This window comes from Lacunimicrobium album (genome assembly GCF_052161635.1).
Classification (GTDB): Bacteria; Planctomycetota; Planctomycetia; order Planctomycetales; family Planctomycetaceae; genus SXPC01.
Map to the genome: position 1 here is coordinate 4,971,376 of NZ_CP197413.1, position 17,905 is coordinate 4,989,280.

Annotated in this window: 16 protein-coding genes; 7 read left to right on the forward strand and 9 right to left on the reverse strand. The window is 54.2% G+C overall.

Going from position 1 to position 17,905, the window contains the following annotated elements:
* Window positions 1-39 precede the first annotated feature (39 nt).
* The 3 genes from SH248x_RS19940 to SH248x_RS19950 all read left to right on the forward strand — a co-directional run bounded on the left by SH248x_RS19940 (window position 40) and on the right by SH248x_RS19950 (window position 1,650).
* A complete protein-coding gene (locus tag SH248x_RS19940) occupies window positions 40-960 on the forward strand; it encodes a type II secretion system F family protein (protein ID WP_459556081.1) in 921 nt (306 codons plus the stop codon).
* Between the two features lie 121 nt (window positions 961-1,081).
* Window positions 1,082-1,324, forward strand: a complete 243-nt coding sequence (locus SH248x_RS19945; RefSeq protein ID WP_459556082.1) for a hypothetical protein — start codon at window positions 1,082-1,084, stop codon at window positions 1,322-1,324.
* Complete coding sequence (locus SH248x_RS19950; protein ID WP_459556083.1) at window positions 1,321-1,650, forward strand: type II toxin-antitoxin system RelE/ParE family toxin; 330 nt, start codon at window positions 1,321-1,323, stop codon at window positions 1,648-1,650. Before SH248x_RS19945 ends, SH248x_RS19950 begins: the two co-directional genes overlap by 4 nt.
* Before the next feature lie 3 nt (window positions 1,651-1,653).
* Here SH248x_RS19950 and trpA read toward each other — a convergent pair whose 3' ends face one another.
* The 5 genes from trpA to hslV form a co-directional block, all read right to left on the reverse strand.
* Window positions 1,654-2,475 carry a tryptophan synthase subunit alpha gene (trpA, locus tag SH248x_RS19955; protein WP_459556084.1) on the reverse strand — a complete coding sequence of 274 codons (822 nt, stop codon included), beginning with the start codon at window positions 2,473-2,475 and terminating at the stop codon, window positions 1,654-1,656.
* Between the two features lie 68 nt (window positions 2,476-2,543).
* Window positions 2,544-3,428, reverse strand: coding sequence for a DUF3800 domain-containing protein (locus tag SH248x_RS19960; RefSeq protein ID WP_459556085.1), 885 nt, complete (start codon window positions 3,426-3,428; stop codon window positions 2,544-2,546).
* Between the two features lie 73 nt (window positions 3,429-3,501).
* Window positions 3,502-4,725 (reverse strand): tryptophan synthase subunit beta, encoded by a 1,224-nt coding sequence (gene trpB / locus SH248x_RS19965; RefSeq protein WP_459556086.1) that lies wholly within the window; start codon window positions 4,723-4,725, stop codon window positions 3,502-3,504.
* Window positions 4,726-4,868: 143 nt separating this feature from the next.
* Window positions 4,869-6,263, reverse strand: coding sequence for an ATP-dependent protease ATPase subunit HslU (gene hslU, locus SH248x_RS19970; protein WP_459556087.1), 1,395 nt, complete (start codon window positions 6,261-6,263; stop codon window positions 4,869-4,871).
* Window positions 6,264-6,388: 125 nt separating this feature from the next.
* The gene (hslV, locus tag SH248x_RS19975; RefSeq protein ID WP_459556088.1) at window positions 6,389-6,940 is read right to left on the reverse strand and encodes an ATP-dependent protease subunit HslV; all 552 of its coding nucleotides are present in this window, start codon (window positions 6,938-6,940) and stop codon (window positions 6,389-6,391) included.
* Between the two features lie 369 nt (window positions 6,941-7,309).
* Between hslV and SH248x_RS19980 the strand changes: the two genes are divergently transcribed.
* Window positions 7,310-7,636: a barstar family protein gene (locus SH248x_RS19980; protein ID WP_459556089.1), complete on the forward strand. Its 327-nt coding sequence runs from the start codon at window positions 7,310-7,312 to the stop codon at window positions 7,634-7,636.
* A 181-nt stretch (window positions 7,637-7,817) separates the two neighbouring features.
* On the opposite strand, the gene SH248x_RS19985 is transcribed toward SH248x_RS19980, so the two are convergent.
* The gene (locus SH248x_RS19985; protein WP_459556090.1) at window positions 7,818-9,251 is read right to left on the reverse strand and encodes a hypothetical protein; all 1,434 of its coding nucleotides are present in this window, start codon (window positions 9,249-9,251) and stop codon (window positions 7,818-7,820) included.
* 458 nt (window positions 9,252-9,709) lie between these two features.
* Here SH248x_RS19985 and SH248x_RS19990 point away from each other — a divergent pair, with 458 nt between their 5' ends.
* Window positions 9,710-10,543: a sugar phosphate isomerase/epimerase family protein gene (locus SH248x_RS19990; RefSeq protein ID WP_459556091.1), complete on the forward strand. Its 834-nt coding sequence runs from the start codon at window positions 9,710-9,712 to the stop codon at window positions 10,541-10,543.
* 794 nt (window positions 10,544-11,337) lie between these two features.
* Window positions 11,338-11,499 (forward strand): hypothetical protein, encoded by a 162-nt coding sequence (locus tag SH248x_RS19995; RefSeq protein ID WP_459556092.1) that lies wholly within the window; start codon window positions 11,338-11,340, stop codon window positions 11,497-11,499.
* A gap of 272 nt (window positions 11,500-11,771) precedes the next feature.
* Here the strand turns inward: SH248x_RS19995 and SH248x_RS20000 are convergent, their stop codons facing one another.
* On the reverse strand, window positions 11,772-13,295 hold the full coding sequence (locus SH248x_RS20000; RefSeq protein WP_459556093.1) for a M14 family metallopeptidase: 1,524 nt from the start codon (window positions 13,293-13,295) through the stop codon (window positions 11,772-11,774).
* Between the two features lie 206 nt (window positions 13,296-13,501).
* Complete coding sequence (locus SH248x_RS20005) at window positions 13,502-14,188, reverse strand: hypothetical protein (RefSeq protein ID WP_459556094.1); 687 nt, start codon at window positions 14,186-14,188, stop codon at window positions 13,502-13,504.
* A 541-nt stretch (window positions 14,189-14,729) separates the two neighbouring features.
* Between SH248x_RS20005 and SH248x_RS20010 the strand changes: the two genes are divergently transcribed.
* Window positions 14,730-16,169, forward strand: coding sequence for a transglutaminase-like domain-containing protein (locus tag SH248x_RS20010; RefSeq protein ID WP_459556095.1), 1,440 nt, complete (start codon window positions 14,730-14,732; stop codon window positions 16,167-16,169).
* A gap of 109 nt (window positions 16,170-16,278) precedes the next feature.
* On the opposite strand, the gene SH248x_RS20015 is transcribed toward SH248x_RS20010, so the two are convergent.
* Window positions 16,279-17,904 (reverse strand): NRAMP family divalent metal transporter, encoded by a 1,626-nt coding sequence (locus SH248x_RS20015; RefSeq protein WP_459556096.1) that lies wholly within the window; start codon window positions 17,902-17,904, stop codon window positions 16,279-16,281.
* Window position 17,905: the final 1 nt, after the last annotated feature.

The following is a 17,905-nucleotide window of genomic DNA, read 5'->3' on the forward strand; positions in this document are numbered from 1 at the left end:
TTTTCCCCAGCCCCCAGCCCTACTACGTAAGCTTTGCATATGAACCTCGAACAACTCCTACCGTATCTGATCTTCGCATCCATCACGTCCATCGTGATCGTGGTTGCGAGTCTCATGAATGACAAGAGTAAGCGAACCTCTCAGCGTCTGGAGGAACTCAAGAATCCTCTGTCGCGCAAAGGGGGCAAGAAGGAAGAGCAGACGGTCTTTCAGAAGGCTGCTCCGACGTTGTCGAAAGCACTCCAGCCGAAGACAGAGATCGAGCAAAGCGAGTTGAGGATCCGCCTTTCAAACGCCGGTTTCCATTCGCCGAATGCGATCACCATTTATCTGGCGATCAAGTTCGTTGCACTTCTGGGCGGGTTGCTGTTAGGGGCAGGATATGGCATTCCCAACTATGGGATGACCCAGAGTGGCCTGTTCGCGATCGTCATCGGCGGCGGGCTGGGATTCTATATTCCGGAGATCGGATTGTGGTTCATCAAGCGAACACGCCAGGAGAAGATTTTCCTGTCGATGCCAGATGCACTCGACCTGCTGGTCGTCTGTGTCGAAGCTGGCCTTGGTCTCGACCAGGGGATGCGACGGGTTTCTGAAGAACTGATCGACACCCACCCGGAACTTTGTTCCGAGCTCAATATGTCGCTTTTTCAGACACAAATGGGACGTCAGCGACGCGAAGTCCTCCACGACCTGGGGGTTCGCACGGGGGTCGATGACATGCGTGCTCTGGCGGCGATTCTGATCCAGGCCGATAAGTTCGGCTCCTCGGTCGCACAGGCTCTTCGGGTTCAGTCTGATTCAATGCGAATCAAGCGGATGCAGATGGCGGAAGAAAAGGCGGCCCAGACAGCTGTGAAAATGATCTTCCCGCTGGTTCTTTTCATCTTCCCAGGGATCTTCGTGGTGCTCGTCGGCCCTGCGGCGATCATGATGATTGACGGGCTGCTGGCGACGTAATGCGACAGGATTATAAAAACAGACAAGGCACGGGCAGAGATGTTCGTGCCTTTTTTTGTTGGCGAGAAGGACTTGGCGGAGAGTGAAGAATGGCGATAGAATTTCAAGGTGGAGGTAAACGATGACAGTCCGCGAACAACTCGATAGCTTTTATCAATACGCGTCTACGCAGATTGAGCGTCATCCTGATGAGGAATCGACGGTCGAAGATCTGATGGAAGGATGGCGTGCAACACTCAACGACGAACAGTTTGTCGACATGCTCAACGAACGCTGGCGTGCAGTACAGCGAGGGGAAGCACAAGACGCTCGAGAAGCGATTCAGAAGATCAATGCAGAATTTGGTATTTCGATCAACGAATGAAGTACCACGTTAAGATCGCTGACGATGCATTAAAAGACTACGGCGAATTGCTGACATACATCTGCAATCAAAGTCCTGTTGGTGGAAAAGCATGGGCAACGGCGTTTGATGAAGTCTTGGGACGCATTGAATTAAATCCCTTCCAGTTTGGACTTATACCAGAACGCGAACGTATCTTGGTCCAGTACCGAGAGGCTTTTTTCAAAACACGCAAAGGCAAGCGATACCGTATTGTTTTCGCTGTCGAAGAAAGTCTCGTTGCTATCCTCTACGTCCGCAGTCCCGGCCAGGACTTCATCGACCGAGAACCGCTGAGGCTACCGTAATTCTTAGCTGCGATGAGCTGCCTTTGCCATCGCAACCGCATACTCTTTGAGGCCTGCGAGCGCGTTCGTCTTCTCCGCGTCTGTCGTGCCGAACTTTTCGAACTGGCGGACGATCGCGGACCCGACGATCACTCCGTCGGCGATTTTTCGCAGTGGGTCGACGTGTTCAGGCTGGCTGATTCCGAAGCCGACGCACAACGGGGTGTCGGTGATGGTTTTGACTTTCTTCAGCTGTTCGATCAGTTCCCCCGCGACGTCGCGACGTTCGCCGGTCGTCCCTGCGATGGCGATGCAGTAGACGAAGCCGGTCGAATGTTGAACGATCTGCTGGGTCCGTTCCCAGCTGGTGGTCGGCGCGAGTAGCTGGACTAGATCGAGGCCATGTTTTGCGGTCAACGCGGCGAAGTCTTCTGCTTCTTCCGAGGGGAGGTCGGGCACGATCAGGCCAGCCAGGCCGGACTCTTTGCATTCCGACAAGAATCGATCCGCGCCATAGCGAAAGATGATCGCGAAGGACACCATCCCGACAATCGGGGGCATCTTCGTATGATCGAGCGACTTGACCATCGAAAGGATTTCGCCCACTTTCACCTTGCGATCCAGCGCCCGCTGGTAAGAGGCCTGGATCACCGGGCCGTCTGCGATCGGATCGCTGTACGGGAAGCCGAGCTCGATCATGTCCGCGCCGGATTCGGCGAGCAGTTCGATGACAGCTTTGGTCGTTGCCAGATCCGGATCACCCGCGGTGATGAACGGCATAAACGCCATATGGCCTTGGGTGCGACGGGCAGCGAGCGAGGTGGAAATCTTGGTGTTATTTTTCACTTGGCGAAATCTGTACAAAAGTGGATGTTTTGTGGTTGTCTATCGTCGTAGAAAGTACGATAATGTTGTCAACAGGCATGCGCCAGGTAAACACAACGTCGCTCTCTGAGCGGCAGCCGAAAGGTGGGATCGTTGTGCTGGGGGCCTGTTTTTTTATTGGATGAACTCGAAAATGTGCTTTCCAAGTTCATACGACTCTGATGTATGAAACTTAATGCCATATCCCAAGAGTCGGTTTGATTGGAAATCTCGATAGAATCGCTGGTCGATACATTTGAGGTATGAGATTTCGGTATTACCGAAAGAACTCGTTCCAGTGCACGAAAAGTCGACGATGCCAAAACGTCGGCGACCTGCAATCCCTTTCGTTGTTGTGTTGTGTAAGTTTCCATCAGGGATGTGTCCAAAGTGTTCCAGTCAATGCTCTGCGTACCTGATTCTCTAAGGTGTTCAAGATACGAGTGTAACTCGGAATAGGACAGGTTTGTCCGATTATCGAAGATCAATGCGACTCGTCCATTCCCTTCAATTGGATACGGATCAACTAAAGAGTAACGATCTCGACAAAGCCATGAAACTCGCTCCAAGAGAAATCGAGTCATGTGGAAGTAAAGCTTGGATTTCTCCTTGAAGTAACTCGTTGAAATGGACGGCTTATGTGCTGCGACGCAGACACTTCTCAGCTTTGCTTTCCCGATAAGTTGGCAGCAGGCTTTCTTTTTCTCGTGAGAACGTATGTTGCGAAAATGCAGACAATGTTGGGGCTTGACTCCAATTAACTCTTTGACCTTCTCAATAACCTTAACGTCTTCGTTTTCAGTTGATCGAACGAAGACAGCAGCAGCCAAAACCAACCATTCAGACGAGCCGCCACCAGTTGAATTCTTACTGGAGAAGTTGAATCCTTCGTCTCCTGCCTCGTCGATATACGCAATGAATGAGTGATTGGACAAGTTTGGCCTCAAGTGAACAAAAGAGTTCTTCGGCCATTATGCTCCAATGATATCAGGATTCAAGGGAGTGGATTCAAATCTCCTTGCCCATCAATCTCGCGACTTCTGCGACATCTTTATCTCCCCGGCCTGACAGGCACACGACGATGATATGGTCCTTTGGCTTCGAGCCGGCGACCTGCATGACGTGGGCCAGGGCGTGTGATGATTCGAGGGCGGGGAGGATTCCTTCCAGGCGGGCGAACTTGCCGAAGGCTTCGATGGCTTCGTCGTCGGTCGCAGCGGTGTACTCGACTCGGCCGGTGTCTTTCCAGTACGAGTGTTCGGGGCCGACGCCGGGGTAATCGAGACCTGCGGAGACCGAGTGGACGTCCATGGTCTGGCCGTCGTCGTCTTGGAGGACATAGCTGAAGGTGCCGTGGAGAACGCCCGGCTTGCCGAAGGTCAAGGGGCTGGCATGCTGGCCTGGCTGCGAATTGCGGCCGCCCGCTTCGACGCCGACGAGTTTCACCGATTCGTCACCGACAAATGGGTAGAACATGCCGGCTGCGTTCGACCCGCCGCCGACGCAGGCAATGACTTCATCGGGGAGGCGTCCGAATGTTTCCAGCGACTGCGCTCGGGCTTCTTTCCCAATGACGGACTGGAAGTCCCGCACGATCATCGGGAAGGGGTGAGGTCCGATGACCGAGCCGATGATATAGTGCGTGTCGTTGACCGAGCCCATCCAGTCCCGCATGGCTTCGTTGACGGCGTCTCGCAGTGTTTTTGAACCACTATGAACCGGGCGGACTTCGGCCCCCATGGTTCGCATGTTGAAGACGTTTTGTTTCTGTCGACGGACGTCTTCTGCTCCCATGTAGACGACGCAATCGAGACCGAAGCGGGCACAGGCGACGGCGGTGGCGACCCCGTGCTGACCGGCACCGGTTTCGGCGATAACCCGCTTCTTGCCCATTCGCAAGGTCAGGAGGGCTTGCCCCATGGTGTTGTTGATTTTGTGAGCCCCGGTGTGATTGAGGTCTTCACGCTTGAGATAAATCTGAGCCCCGCCGCAGTGATTGGTCAGGCGTTCTGCGAAGTAGAGCGGGTTGGCCCGCCCGACGAATGTCTTGAGCAGATGGTCGAGTTCCGCCTGGAACTTCGGGTCTGCTTTCGCGCGGGCATACTCGGCTGCCAGTTCATCGAGAGCATACATCAGTGTCTCGGGCACAAACCGACGACCATACGGGCCGAAACAGCCCTGCAGGTCCGGGACGTTCATCGAGGCTTTTTCGAGAGTGGATGGTGTTGGCATGGGATGTCATTCGACAAAGTGAAGGAGAATATTTGCCACAGAGAACACAGAGGTCACCGAGATGTCAGAAGAGGTCTTTCGTTATCTGACTCTCTGCTCCTCGGTCATCTCGGTGCCCTCTGTGGCTAATTCTTCTTGATTGTTTAAAGGATGAATTTACTCAGGTCGTCTTTGGCCATCAGAGGTTTGAGTTTTTCGTTGACGTACTGGCCGTCGACGGTGACTTGTTTTTGTTCGGATTCGGGGGCTTCGAAGCTGATGTCTTCAAGGAGGCGTTCGAGGACGGTGTGGAGTCTTCGGGCGCCGATGTTCTGGCTGGACTGATTGAAGTCGAACGCGAGGTCCGCGATCAGTTCCAGGCCGTCGTGAGTGAAATCGATCTCGACGCCATCCACTTTCAGGAGTTCCTGGTACTGACGCGTCAACGACATCGAGGGTTCGGTCAGAATGCGACGGAAGTCTTCGCGTGTCAGGGCATTTAATTCGACACGAATCGGAAACCGTCCTTGAAGCTCTGGCATGAGGTCGGATGGGCGGGCACGGTGAAAGGCACCAGCCGCGATGAACAGGATATTCTCTGTGCGGATCGGGCCATGCTTCGACTGGACAGTCGTCCCTTCCACGATTGGCAGTAGATCGCGCTGAACGCCTTGTCGTGACACATCGGCTGATTTGGTCCCTTCATCGGAAGCACAGATCTTGTCGATCTCGTCGATGAAGATGATGCCGGAGTCTTCTGCGAGACGAATTGCCTCTTCGTAGAGCGAATCTTTGTCTAACAGATGTTCGATTTCTTCTTCGAGCAGAATATCGCGAGCCTGGGCGATCTTGATCTCACGACGCTTGGACCCGCGTGGCATGATTTTTTCAAACATCCCCTGGAGTTCGTTCTCCATGTTTTCCATGCCCATGTTCGAGAGGACCTGGACATTCGGGGCTTTCTGCTTGACGCTCAATTCGACTTTGCGATCTTCGAGTTTTCCTTCCCGCAGCATCTCGCGGAACTTCTCACGATTGCGAGAATGCTTCTGCTCGGGGTGATCCTCTTCAGGGACGTCTCCTTCGGAGGACGGGAAGCCAAAGCCGGGTTTTTTGGCATGAATGTCTGGCAGGAGCAGATCGAGGAGTCGTTCTTCGACGGCGGCTTCTGCTTGCGTTTTGAACTGGTCTCGCTTGCGGGTTCTGAGCAGGTTGGCAGAGGCTTCGACGAGATCGCGCACCATGCTTTCGACGTCGCGACCGTAATAGCCGACTTCGGTGTATTTGGTGGCTTCGACCTTGATGAACGGCGCTCCCATCAGTGAGGCGAGGCGTCGAGTGATTTCGGTTTTGCCGACGCCTGTCGGGCCAATCATGATGATGTTCTTCGGGGTCACTTCGCGTCGGATGGTCTCAGGAAGCTGGTTCCAGCGATATCGATTGCGCAGTGCGATCGCGACGGCGCGTTTGGCATCGTGCTGGCCAATGATGTTCGCATCGAGTCGAGCGACAATCTCACGGGGAGTGAGGGAATCGGGCTGGGGGAGTGAATCAGTCATGAGGTCGTAATTCGTATATCAGAGAAGTTTAGACACAGAGAGCACAGAGGGCACCGAGATCAGAGAAGACTTTTCCGGTTCATTCTACGCCTCTGTGATCTCTGTGCCCTCTGTGTCAAATTGCTTCAGGCCTTGTTGGGAATGACTTCCACGATGATGTTGTTGTTGGTGTAGACGTCAATCTCGGAGGCAATGTTGAGGGCCTGGACGGCGATTTCTTTGGCAGACAGGCTCGTATTGCGAACGAGTGCCCTGGCGGCGGCGATGGCGAGGGTGCCTCCTGAGCCGATGCCGATGATGCCGTCGGTGGGGGAGACGACGTCCCCCTGCCCTGTCATTAATAAGAGGTGTTCAGGTGAGACGACGATCATCATGGCTTCCAGGCGACGCAGCGCGCGATCGGTTCGCCAGTCGCGGGCCAGTTCGGTTGCGGCACGGGGTATGTTGCCGGGATAGTCTTTGGCTTTGGCTTCGAAGCGTTCAAGCAGGGCGAAGGCGTCGGCGGTCGAACCTGCGAATCCGACGAGCGCCTTCCCGTCAAGGATCTTGCGGATCTTGCAGGTGTCCGATTTGAGGATGTTCTGGCCGTAGGTGACCTGACCATCGCCGGCGATAGCGGTTTCGCCGTTGTGACGCAGGGCGAGGATCGTGGTGGAGTGTGTCTGGATGCGAGGCATTGGTGGTATAACTACTTACGTCGATTTTGGAAGTCAATTTTGATCAAATCACGTTCCAATTATATCACCTCCGACCACCGTGCACACGCTTCAAAAGCCTTGCAGATCTCAAACAGTCAGTTTGAAATCTCGGATGGGTGTTGATTTCGGTTGATGAAGAGGAGGAGACTGGAACGCAGAGGTCGCGGAGGGGGGCAGAGGGCGTGGAGTTTTAAGAGGAGATAAAATGCGGTCGACCGGAAGACGAGATTAAAAGGATTGTGTTTTCGCGAGATTTAGCAGAAGTCAGTCACTTGAAGAGCCTTGAGTTTTTAATGCGGAATTGGTCCGAATTCGTTAAGAATGCCTACAAACAGGAAGTATCCTTCTGTGAAAATCATTTCGGTACCAACTTCAGAGATCACCAACTGGGAATCGTTTCACGATGTGATGTTGAGAGCTCTTAAGCTCCCGGATTTTTACGGTAAGAATATGGATGCTTTAATCGACTGCTTAACAGATGCAGGAGAGCCTGAGACTGGGATGTGTGGTGTCGCTGAGCCGGGTGGAATTTGTCTTCACCTGGGCGATGCGCGTGAATTGAAGGCAAGATGTCAGGATGTCTTCGAAGCATTGGTCGAGCTGGTAGCATTCGTCAACTATCGACGGATAGAAGTGGGTGAGGAACCAGTGCTAATGTTGAGTTACGACGTATAAACGTGGGCTATCTGAGACTCTGCGACCTCTGCTTTACTCTGTTGCCTCTGCGTTCCAGTCTTCTCCTTGCTTCAATGGGCGCGCATAAAAAAACTCCGAAGCCAGTGTGGAGCTGGCTTCGGAGTGCGAGACGTCGGTATCACTGAGGATCACTCGTCATGAGTGACGGCTGGGTGCGGGACTACTTGATGCAAGTGTCGCCACAACCTGCTGGTGCAGCACAGGTCGGGACTGCACAGCTTGGATCAGCGATTTCGCAGCATGGGTCAATTGGAACTTTGACGCAAACGGTCTTAGGAACGCAGCGGGTTTCTTTGCAGGCAACCGTGCGGCAGACGACGCGTGTGCGGTTTTCCATGTGGGTTTCACAGACCGTCTTGCAGGTCGTGAATGGAACCTGGCGGGTTCGGCATTCTTTGACCATGGTGCAAGTGGTGTAAGGAACCTGACGTCGGATCGTTTCGCAGGTGTAGCTGCAGGTGGTGTAAGGAACCTGACGGGTGACGCAGCGGCTGGTCATGTTGCAGACAGTGTAAGGAACTTGTCGCTTGCAGCATTCGGTGACCATCTTGCAGGTGGTGTAAGGAACGCGACGGCTGTGGCATTCTTTGACCATCTTGCAGGTGGTGTAAGGAACCGACTTGGTGTAGCTGTAAGGAACTTGTTCGCAGACGGTGTAAGGAACTGACATCGTGCGGCATTCAGGAACCATTTTGGTGCAGCAGATCTTGCGAGTGATCTGTTGTGGGCACCACACTTTGCGGCAGACCATCTTGCCTGGGCATTGAACTTTTTCAACGCGTCGGCAGTTGGTGGTCGTGTGGCAGTTGACAGAAGGATCGCTGTTGGCCGCGACGCCGTCAGCACATTCGTCAACGCAAGGAGCGGCACAGGTTGGATCACATGGATCTTCGATGACGCGGGTGATGATAGGACCAGGAACGTACTCTTGAACTGTCTTCCAGGTGCCGCAGTCGACTTTTTCGTAGCGGACATCGGTGACTGGTTTGCAGGTCGTGTAGGTGACGTTCTTGTAGCAGGTCTTGGAGACGGTTTTGTAACCGGTGCAGCAGACTTGCTTGTAGCAGGTGTTGTACACAGGTCGGCATGTTGTGTAGCAGACGTCCTTGTAGCAGGTGTTGTAGATCGGCTTGTTGACGGTGTAGCAGACCGTGCGGTAGCAGGTCTTGTAAACCGGTTGCATGACCTTGCAGGTCACCGTGCGGTAGCAGGTCTTGTAGACCGGGCGGCGTACGGTGTTGCAAACTTCACGATAGCAGGTCTTGTAGACCGGACGGCAGGTCGTGTAGTTCTCGGTGCGGTAGCAGGTCGTGTAGATCTGCTTGCGGCAGGTGACGGGGACTTGCTCGCAGATGGTGTCCTGGACGGTTTTGTAGCAGGTGAATTCCTGGTTTTCCCAGACGGTCTTTTTCACCACTTTGTAGCAGTCAGTGCTGTGGCTGACGGCTTGGATGTAGTCGCCGTTGAGAGCGCATTGCTCTTCGGGACAGTATTGGTAGCTGGCGGCTCCACAGTAGCCAGCCATCGCCTGCTGCATTTGGCCCATGACCAGGCACAATGCAGCGAAGCTAAGGATGAAGGTGGCGCGTTTCATTTCACGTCTCGCTTATGAAATTTAAATTGGGCAACAGATGCGGGTGCACACATCTACTGCTTTCGTCGTCAATGACGGTGCCTCTGAAGATCCGTCACAGCCTTTTGAGGATTCCTGGACAACTCAAACTTCGCGGATTGTGTAGTCGTAATGACCAGAACAACCGGAACGGTTTGACGTCAGACAGGTCTGAATCAAGCTGTGTTCCACATAAGATCGGCAGGCACGAGGGATCTGCATCGAAAATATCGACGCTTGTCCTGAGCGGATTGATGATGTGTGCACCTGGAAGGGGTCTGATCGCTCGAAAAAACGGTCACAGCCATTACCATGCTCAGAGTTTCTCTGCGAAGCCTATCGGGTAAACTCAGCGTTGCCTGGGCAGTAGCTGCAGAATCGCCAGTTGAGCTAATCGTTAAAGTTTGACATTCCACCGAGACCACGATGCGGAGACCGAGATGACGACCATGGAACAACGGATGGCGATCTGCCAGGAAATGTTTGAAGGCCTGAGCTGGGATGAGCAATGTCAGATGATTGCGAAACTGGGTTACCAGGGGATCGAAGTGGCGCCGTTTACTCTGGGTGGTGCGCCGACAGAACTCTCTGCAGAAGAGCGACGTCGCATGAAGGAGGTCGCCAGCGAGCATGGTCTGACGATCATTGGTCTGCATTGGTTGCTGGCGAAGACGACGGGTTACCATCTGACGACTGCTGATGAAGCAACGCGAACAAAGACGGCTGAGTATTTAAGAGGGCTGGTGCATCTGTGTGGTGACCTCGGGGGAACGATCATGGTGCTCGGGTCTCCGCTGCAGCGCAATATCGAAGAAGGAATGACGCGCGAACAGGCGTTCGAGAACGCCTGCGGCATTCTCTCCTCTATTACGAGTGATCTTGAGGCGCGTCATGTGACGTTGTGCATTGAGCCTCTTGGTCGCAAAGAGACGAACTTCTGCAACACCTGCGCGGAAGCCGTTGAGATGATTGAGCGTATTGGCCATCCGAACGTCGCGCTGCATCAGGACATCAAGGCGATGTTGGATGAACCAACAGGACTTGTCGATCTGATTCATCAGTTCGCGCGTTACACATCGCACTTCCATCTGAATGACAGTAATCTTCTGGGGCCGGGGATGGGCGAAACGGACTTCAAGCCGGTGGTGAAGGCATTAAAGGAGACGAATTATGCAGGCTGGCTGTCGTTAGAAGTGTTTCGTTATGAGCCGAGCAGTGAAGAGGTGGCGCGGCTGAGTCTGGCGCACATGAAAGAGGTGTTTGAGCAGGTGTGAGGTCGTGCTGAGTTCGTTCGACGAGAGAACGTCATGATTGATGAGCGTGCGCGGAAGTGATTGTTGAACGCGCGCGATCAGAGGTGCTCAGGAACGTCTGGGGATGTCATGCCGAGGTCATGATGATGTGATGATGGCGATGAAGAGACGTGATCATGATCACGTTTGCATGATGAGATGATGTTGTCTGAGCCTGTTGATGGCTCATTGAAGTGGACATTGAGGATGAGAATGAAAAAGAAAATGAAAAATTGTCAAAAATTTTTCATGGCTTCTCGTCATGATCACTACGATGATCACGAGCAAATGAGCTATCGGGCAACATCGCTATCGTAGCGAAACTTATCGATACGATATGGAGAAACTCTGAGTGGTCTGATGATGACTTCCATGTTTGATCGCAGGCGTGCACGAGCGCGATTGAAGCAGGCTGATTTGGGGCGGTAAAAAAGGGGCTCTCGAAGCATCATGCCAAGTCATGGTCATGATTTTGAGTTGATAAATGTCTTGCGTTATTCCTTGAAAGCTTTAGGATTCTGCAAATTCAAATCACGTACTGCGGAGACTTCACACCGACACAAAAATTTTGACGACTGCAAGCTGTAGAAATCACAGCATGCCTGAAGTCAATCTGGTTGTTCTCGAGTGAGGTTCAAAACAGTTCGGTACTTTTGGGATTCAGGGGTCTTCAAGGTTGATGATCCCAATTTTTTTTCATTGTGAACAACTTGCTGATTTAGCCCGGTAGCTACGGCAGGTGGTTTCACAAAGGCATTTCGTAAGGAGGAATTTACGTGGCCAAGAAAGCACCAGCACCAAAGAAAGCAGCCCCTAAAAAAGCAGCAGCCCCTAAGAAGGCCGCAGCTCCAAAGAAGGCAGCAGCCCCTAAGAAAGCAGCAGCTCCTAAAAAGGCCGCAGCTCCAAAGAAGGCCGCTCCTAAAAAAGCAGCTAAGTAGTTCCTGCCTGGCTCTTTCGGGAGTCCTCAGGGATCGCTGCGACGGGGCAAGCCTCGGTGCAACGAAAACACACAAGAAAACGGCCGTGGTCTCCACGCCGTTTTCTTTTTTTATGCGCGGTGTGGAATTCGATGCAGGCTGGATGGGCCGCTGTGAAGACCGTGTTTGCGGTGGAGACAGAAGAACAATACAGGCGTTAATAAGGCCTATGCACACAGTCACGGTAGAAAGTCGATTGATGGTCCGCACAGCGGACCCTACGTGGCTGAATGTTATTGAGCGCCTGGAGGGGGCGGGAGTTCGAAGTAGCCGATGTTGCGTGGGTCGACGGTCGAGTCTTTGAACTCGGCTGGTGACGGGAGGAGTTCGACGCTGCCTTTCGTGCTCAAGGGATCCATTGGTTCTTTGCCGAAGCTGACGCCGAAGGGGACGACTTTATTGGGGTCTTGTCCGGGCAGGTTTTCGTTGGAGACTGGAATTCCTTCTGGCTTCATCAGGTTGACGGGGCTTTGTGAGGGGGCCTGTTGTTGAAGTTTCTGCTTGAGAATGGAGAGGCCGTCCAGTTTTTGTGGTTTGAGGGAGTTGAGGATCATCTGTCGGTGTTGCATCCAGGCATCGTCGACGTTGTGGTTGCCCAGTGGGAGGTAGACGTTGACGTAGGAGCGCGATTTATCAGACAGGACGTGCGCAGCCAGTGAGTTGGCGGGGACTTTGCCTTCCAGGCTTTCGATGACATAGTCACTTTGCTGAGAGACCAGAGCAGCGATGGATTCGTCGTGAGTGCCGTATTCGATCATCCCGCGGTTGTTGCGGGTGGTCCGAAGATGAAGAACCCGGCTTGGTTTGAACTCAGAGATGTAACGAGTGAGGATGACTGTTTCTGGTTGGTTGGCTGGTTTGGCGACGACTTGCTGGCCGGCTGCGAGTTGTGGAGCAGGGATGAAGTTCTGATCGAGCAGGACATTGGCCGCGTTGGTCGCGCGGGCGAACTTCAATCCATCTGGATTGCCAGAGCGGATCAGGAGAACCTGGAGATCCTGCTCGGGCTTGATGTTCTTGTTGAGGTTGAACAACAGGCGGTCCATGAAGAGGGCTGATGAAGTTTCATCACCGTAGAGGCTTCCCAGGATCATGACTTTGAAGTTGCCTTTGCCGACGAGAGCATATTCGAAGCTCTGCTTGTCTGTGGTCTGAGGGCCTCGATACCATCGAACGGTGGCATCGCTGCCGGTCTGCATACTCGTTTCGAAGATTGGCGTGCTGCCTGAAGTCGTCGAGATGATGTTTGATGCGGGCGGTGCATACGATGAACCGGCTTGTGCGATCAGGTTCTGGGCTTGTTCGACGGCGCGTTCAATCACTTCCGGATCAAATGGAAACACAGGGCTGTCCGCGCTGGCGATCGGAGCATCGGCTGCGGGGGCAGACGAATCGCTTTCACCCCATGTTGCGGGATTGCCCAGTGTGGATGAGGGAGTGTTTGATTCCGACGGAGCAGTTGTGGCAGGTGTCGGCGAGAGGGCGGGCGTTTCCCAGAGTGCGGGCGAACCGAGCGAGAGGCCAGAGAATGGCGGGGCGCTGGTTGAGGCGATCGGGCCTTCTAATGAAGTGGCTGGTGTGCTCGACCATGTCCCGTCGGAGGGGACAGGCGTTGGCGCCAGGCTGGCTGCCTGTGTCTTGTACCAGTCGTATGTTGCGGCTGAGTACGTCAGCAGTTCCTGTTGATGCTCGATGACCCATGCGCATGCGGGCGCAGACAGCAGCAAAAGCACAATGGCTTGAAAAAACGTTTTCATGGAGAAGAGACCTCTTGGGGAGAAGGGTCGTCTAAGGGGAAGGCGCTAGGCGTTGGGCACTAGGCGCTAGGAAGAAGAGCAAACGGTGTTCCTCACTGTTTGCTCGACTCCGATCGATCTCTGGATTCAAAATCTGGAACAGTGGGACAGGCATTCCTGTCTGTCCAGTTGAACTCACAGGCAGGAATGCCTGTGCCACTACCAGACTATCGTTCAATGCCGAGGTGGTATTTGAGTTCTTCGAAGCGACGGATGTATTCTTCGCTGGTCGAGTGAACGTGTTCGGCTTCCGTGATGAAGCGGATGCTTTCGCGTTTCTGGACGTTGTAAGATTCGAGGATGTCGACGAAGGCGTCGGTCTCTTCGCCGTACATGATGATCAGCTTGTGCTCATCGAACTGGACTTCGAGAGGGATGTGCGGATTGAGGACGGCGATGCCGGTGCAGCCATCATTGACGAGCAGGTCTTCGTAGTCGTACAGGATGCTACGGAGGACCGGGAGGTCGATGGACTCGCGGTGGAGGTCTTCGTGCTTATCGCCGTTCTGGTTGTGGCTGGTCTCGAGGACGACATCGACTTCATCGCCGAGTGGTTCGAGCAGGTCGATGAACAGGTCCATGACCGATTCACGCGTTTGAGCGGCCATGATGACCGGGATGTTGGCACCGGTGTCTTTGTCTTTGTAGATCTCCTGACGGAAACCTGCACTGGGAACGACTTCCAGATTGAAGGACGGCCGAACGGCATCTGACAGCAGGAAGCTGCCATAACGGGCGGTCTTCAGGTGACGCTGAATCTGATCTTCGTTCAGCGCGTCGAAGGCGTTTTGGTGGCTTGTCCCCGGGGAGGTGCCGCGGCTGCCGTGTGTGGTTGTTTTTCGCAAGAAACCCATTGGTGACGACCTAACGTGTATTGTATGACGTGCGGAGTTTGTAAGGGCAGACATGCCCGGCCGACGTCGTGCGGCTCAATGATTGGGACTCCCTCCGATCCACTTCGTTCTCGTCCGAGAGCGAAGATGTGAGCCGTCCATGCTGTTTTTGTTCCGTTGAACGAGAAAACCATAGCATGTGTTTTTCGAGGTGGTCGGAGCAGAAAAATTGCGACGAAGAAAATGGGACGTCGAGTTTGTGCAACAGACCACGTATGGAAGATGCGATGACTTGTCCTGATAGGGACGAGGTCCGGTTGCAACGGTTGGGTAAAGCAGAGAAACTGTAGCGGCAGGAAACGTCGTCGAGACTGATCGTTCAATTGGTAGTCACGGCGGGGGATGACGGTCGTATGAGTCGTAATGACGGAGTGCGGCATCTGCCTGAAAATGAAAATTGTGAATCACGAAGTCAGGCGAAGGAGCGAGCATGCGGGCAGGTCACGTCAACTTGAGTCGATTTTTTACAATCCATTGTCTGATTGTTTGTAGTTTTTTCTGTTTGCAACCCAGCGTCTTCGCCGCTCAGAGCGAAGAGACGTGGGAACAGATTCTGATTGATGGCAACCCTGCGGGTTATCGCAAATCGGCACGAAGTGTCGGTCAGGATGGTGAGCTAACCTTTACGTCCAACGAGCACCTGGAAGTCAGCCGGTTCGGACAGACGATTGCCATTGATGCGACCCATGTCACTGTGCAGTCGGCGGATGGAAAAGTGAAATCATTTCAGTTCGTGATGGATAACAAGCCTCTCATGTCGATCACCAGCAGCGGAGAGCGCGACGGGAAAGTCATGAAAGTCACAACAGGAACAGGGAACTCGCAGGCGAAGAAAGAGATTCCCTGGAGCGATGACTTTATGAGTGCAGATTACGCCTCTTACCTGCTCGAGACAAAGCCCTTGAAAAAGGGAGATGTCCGACAGATGAAAGTCTTCATGGCGGAGTACAGTCAGATTGCTACGGTGACGCATACCGGGCAGGGGGAGGTCGTCGTTAAGGATAAGGCGGGCAAGGAAAGGACGTATAACGTCATTCTGGAGAAGAGCAGTCTGCTGCCGGGAACGGTGAGTAAGGTGTTTCTCGATGCGAAGAATAAATTCGTCCGCAGTGAAGTACAGCAGATGGGGATGAACCTGGTCACGCAGGCAACGACCAAGGAGATCGCGCTGACCGAGATCATGCCGAAGATGATTGATATTGGAATGAACTCGCTGGTGAAACCGACGCCGCGGCTTGAAAAGGGACATCAAACAACGAAGGCGACTTACATTTTAAGCGTGCCATCCTCTTCGAGTATCAGCGAGATCCCCAGCGGGATGTATCAGAAAGTCACTGAAAAGCGATCTGGCGATCAGCGGATCATCCAGATTGAAATCGATGCGGAGGGCAAGTTCCCCGTCAATCCTGAGACCGATCTGAATCAGGTCAAACCCGATGAGTACCTGGCGTCTTCGTTGTACCTGGAACTGAAAGATCCTCAGCTCTTGGCGCTAGCGAAGGCGATCAATGTGACAGGGACGCCGGGAGAGAAGGCGCTGGCGCTCGAGAAGGAAGTCTTTAAGCGTCTCAATCGCAAGGATTTCAGCACTGCGTTCGCGACGGCTGCGGAAGTTGCGAAGTCCCTGCAGGGGGATTGTACGGAGCATGCGGTTCTGCTGGCGGCGCTATTGCGAGTGAAAGAGATTCCATCGCGCGTTTGTGTCGGGCTGGTGTATGTCGACGCGCTGAATTCCTTTGGAGGTCACATGTGGACGGAAGCCTGGGTTGGCGATCGCTGGCTGCCGGTCGATGCCACGCTGGGGCAAGGAGGGATTGGAGCCGGGCATATTAAGCTGGCTCAATCGAGCTTAGCGGGTGAGTCGCCATTTCCGATTGCACTGTTCCTGCCGACGATTGAGTTGATGCAGGGGTTGAAGATTCAGGTGAAAGAGCAGGAGTAGTTTTTGTAGGGTCCGCTGTGCGGACCATCTATTGAGGATGGAATGCCAACCAACACCAATTCACTCCCAAACTTTTCACTCACGCGATTTACGGTCCGCACAGCGGACCCTACGCGAGCAGGCTCAGCAGGTAGCGGCCTTTTTCGTAGAGGGTCCAGCTGGCGATTGTGATGAAGGAGAGGACGGAGAGGATCAGGCAGATGTCCCACCAGAGGGCGGGTTTGAAGCGGGGGTCTTTGTTGGAGTAGCGGAACATCAGCGTGCCGATGCCGATCATGGGGAGCAGGAGAGCCTGCATCATGCCGGCGAGCAGGATCGCGCGGACCGGGTTGGCGCCGGTGCAGTACATCGCGAAGTTGAGCATCGGCAAGACTGCTCCCCAGGTGGCGATGTTTCGATTCGATGCTTCTTCGCTGGTCTCTTTTCGCCAGCCAAGCATGCTGAAGAAGTCGGCGAGGGTATGGGCATGACCGGCGTTCGCGACCAGGAAGGTTGAGAACAAGACGCAGAAGGCTCCCAGCAGGAACAGCCAGCTGGCGTAGAAGCCGAAGATGGGGCGGTAGGCGGCGGCGAGTGTACTCACCATTCGCATGCCATCAGGGTCGAGACCTTCGGGGTATAAGACTGAGGCGCCGAGGATCAGGAACGCGACGGTGGCGATCGTGTAAACGATCATCGAGAGAAATGAATCGAGCATCATGATCTTGATCCAGCCGGTCGCGCGGGTTGCCCAGGCTTCGCTGTTGTCTCGGTAGCCGACGTGTTTGGCGTAGCCTTTCTCTAAGCACCAGTAAGGGTACTGAATCAGCTCTGCCGCTCCGACGCCGATGACGCCGAAGGCATCGAGCGCGGTGCTGAGGGGATTGGAGGATGACGTCTTCGGCGGCAGTTTGAAGGAGAGGCCTTCGATGATCTGTTGGGAACTGACTGACCAGCTGGGGGTGAATTGCAAGGCGACGACGTTGCCGATGGTCACGAGTGTGAAGGTGAAGACGAAGGCGGTCGTGAGGTTTTGCAGCAGCGAGTAGGACCCGGCGTAAAGCAGATAGGATGTCAGGACGGACATGATCAGAGCCCAGAGTTTATCGTCATAGGTGTAAGGGTCTGCCCAGTTCCCGTTTTCTCGCATTTGTTTGAGGGCTTCTTCACCGGGAGAGCCAGCGATCGAGAGTTGTTGTTCGATGCGGTCGATGCCTCGACGAATGCGTGTCTGATCTTCGTCAGCCAGTGTCGTGAAAGATTCGTGCTGGGTGTCGATGGCGTCGCGGTACTTGATGTAATGTTTGAGTTCATTCTTGCTGGGGATCGCGATCGCGTTGATGTAATCCCGAGTGACCGGGCAGGCGATCGCGAGGGACTGGCCGACGCCACCGACGATCCCGCCGAGCTGAACGACGCTGACGAGCATCATCGCGATCCAGGTCCAGAGGATGAAGTTGATCGGCCCGATCTTGCCGGGGACGCTGTTCAGGGCGCGGAGGGAAGATTGGCCGGTCAGAATCGTGTGTCGACCGATCTCGACCTGCGCGAAGACCTTGATAATGCAGCCGAAGAGAATGAGCCACAGCAGGGTGACGCCGGACTGGGCGCCGGTTTTGGTCGTCGAGATGAGTTCACCGGATCCGACGATCGAGCCCGCGATGATGAGCCCGGGGCCCATCTGCATCAAAATTCGTCCGAGGCTGCGTGGCGGCTCGACGGCGTGGTTGTTCGGAGTCGATTCGGGAGTTAGCATC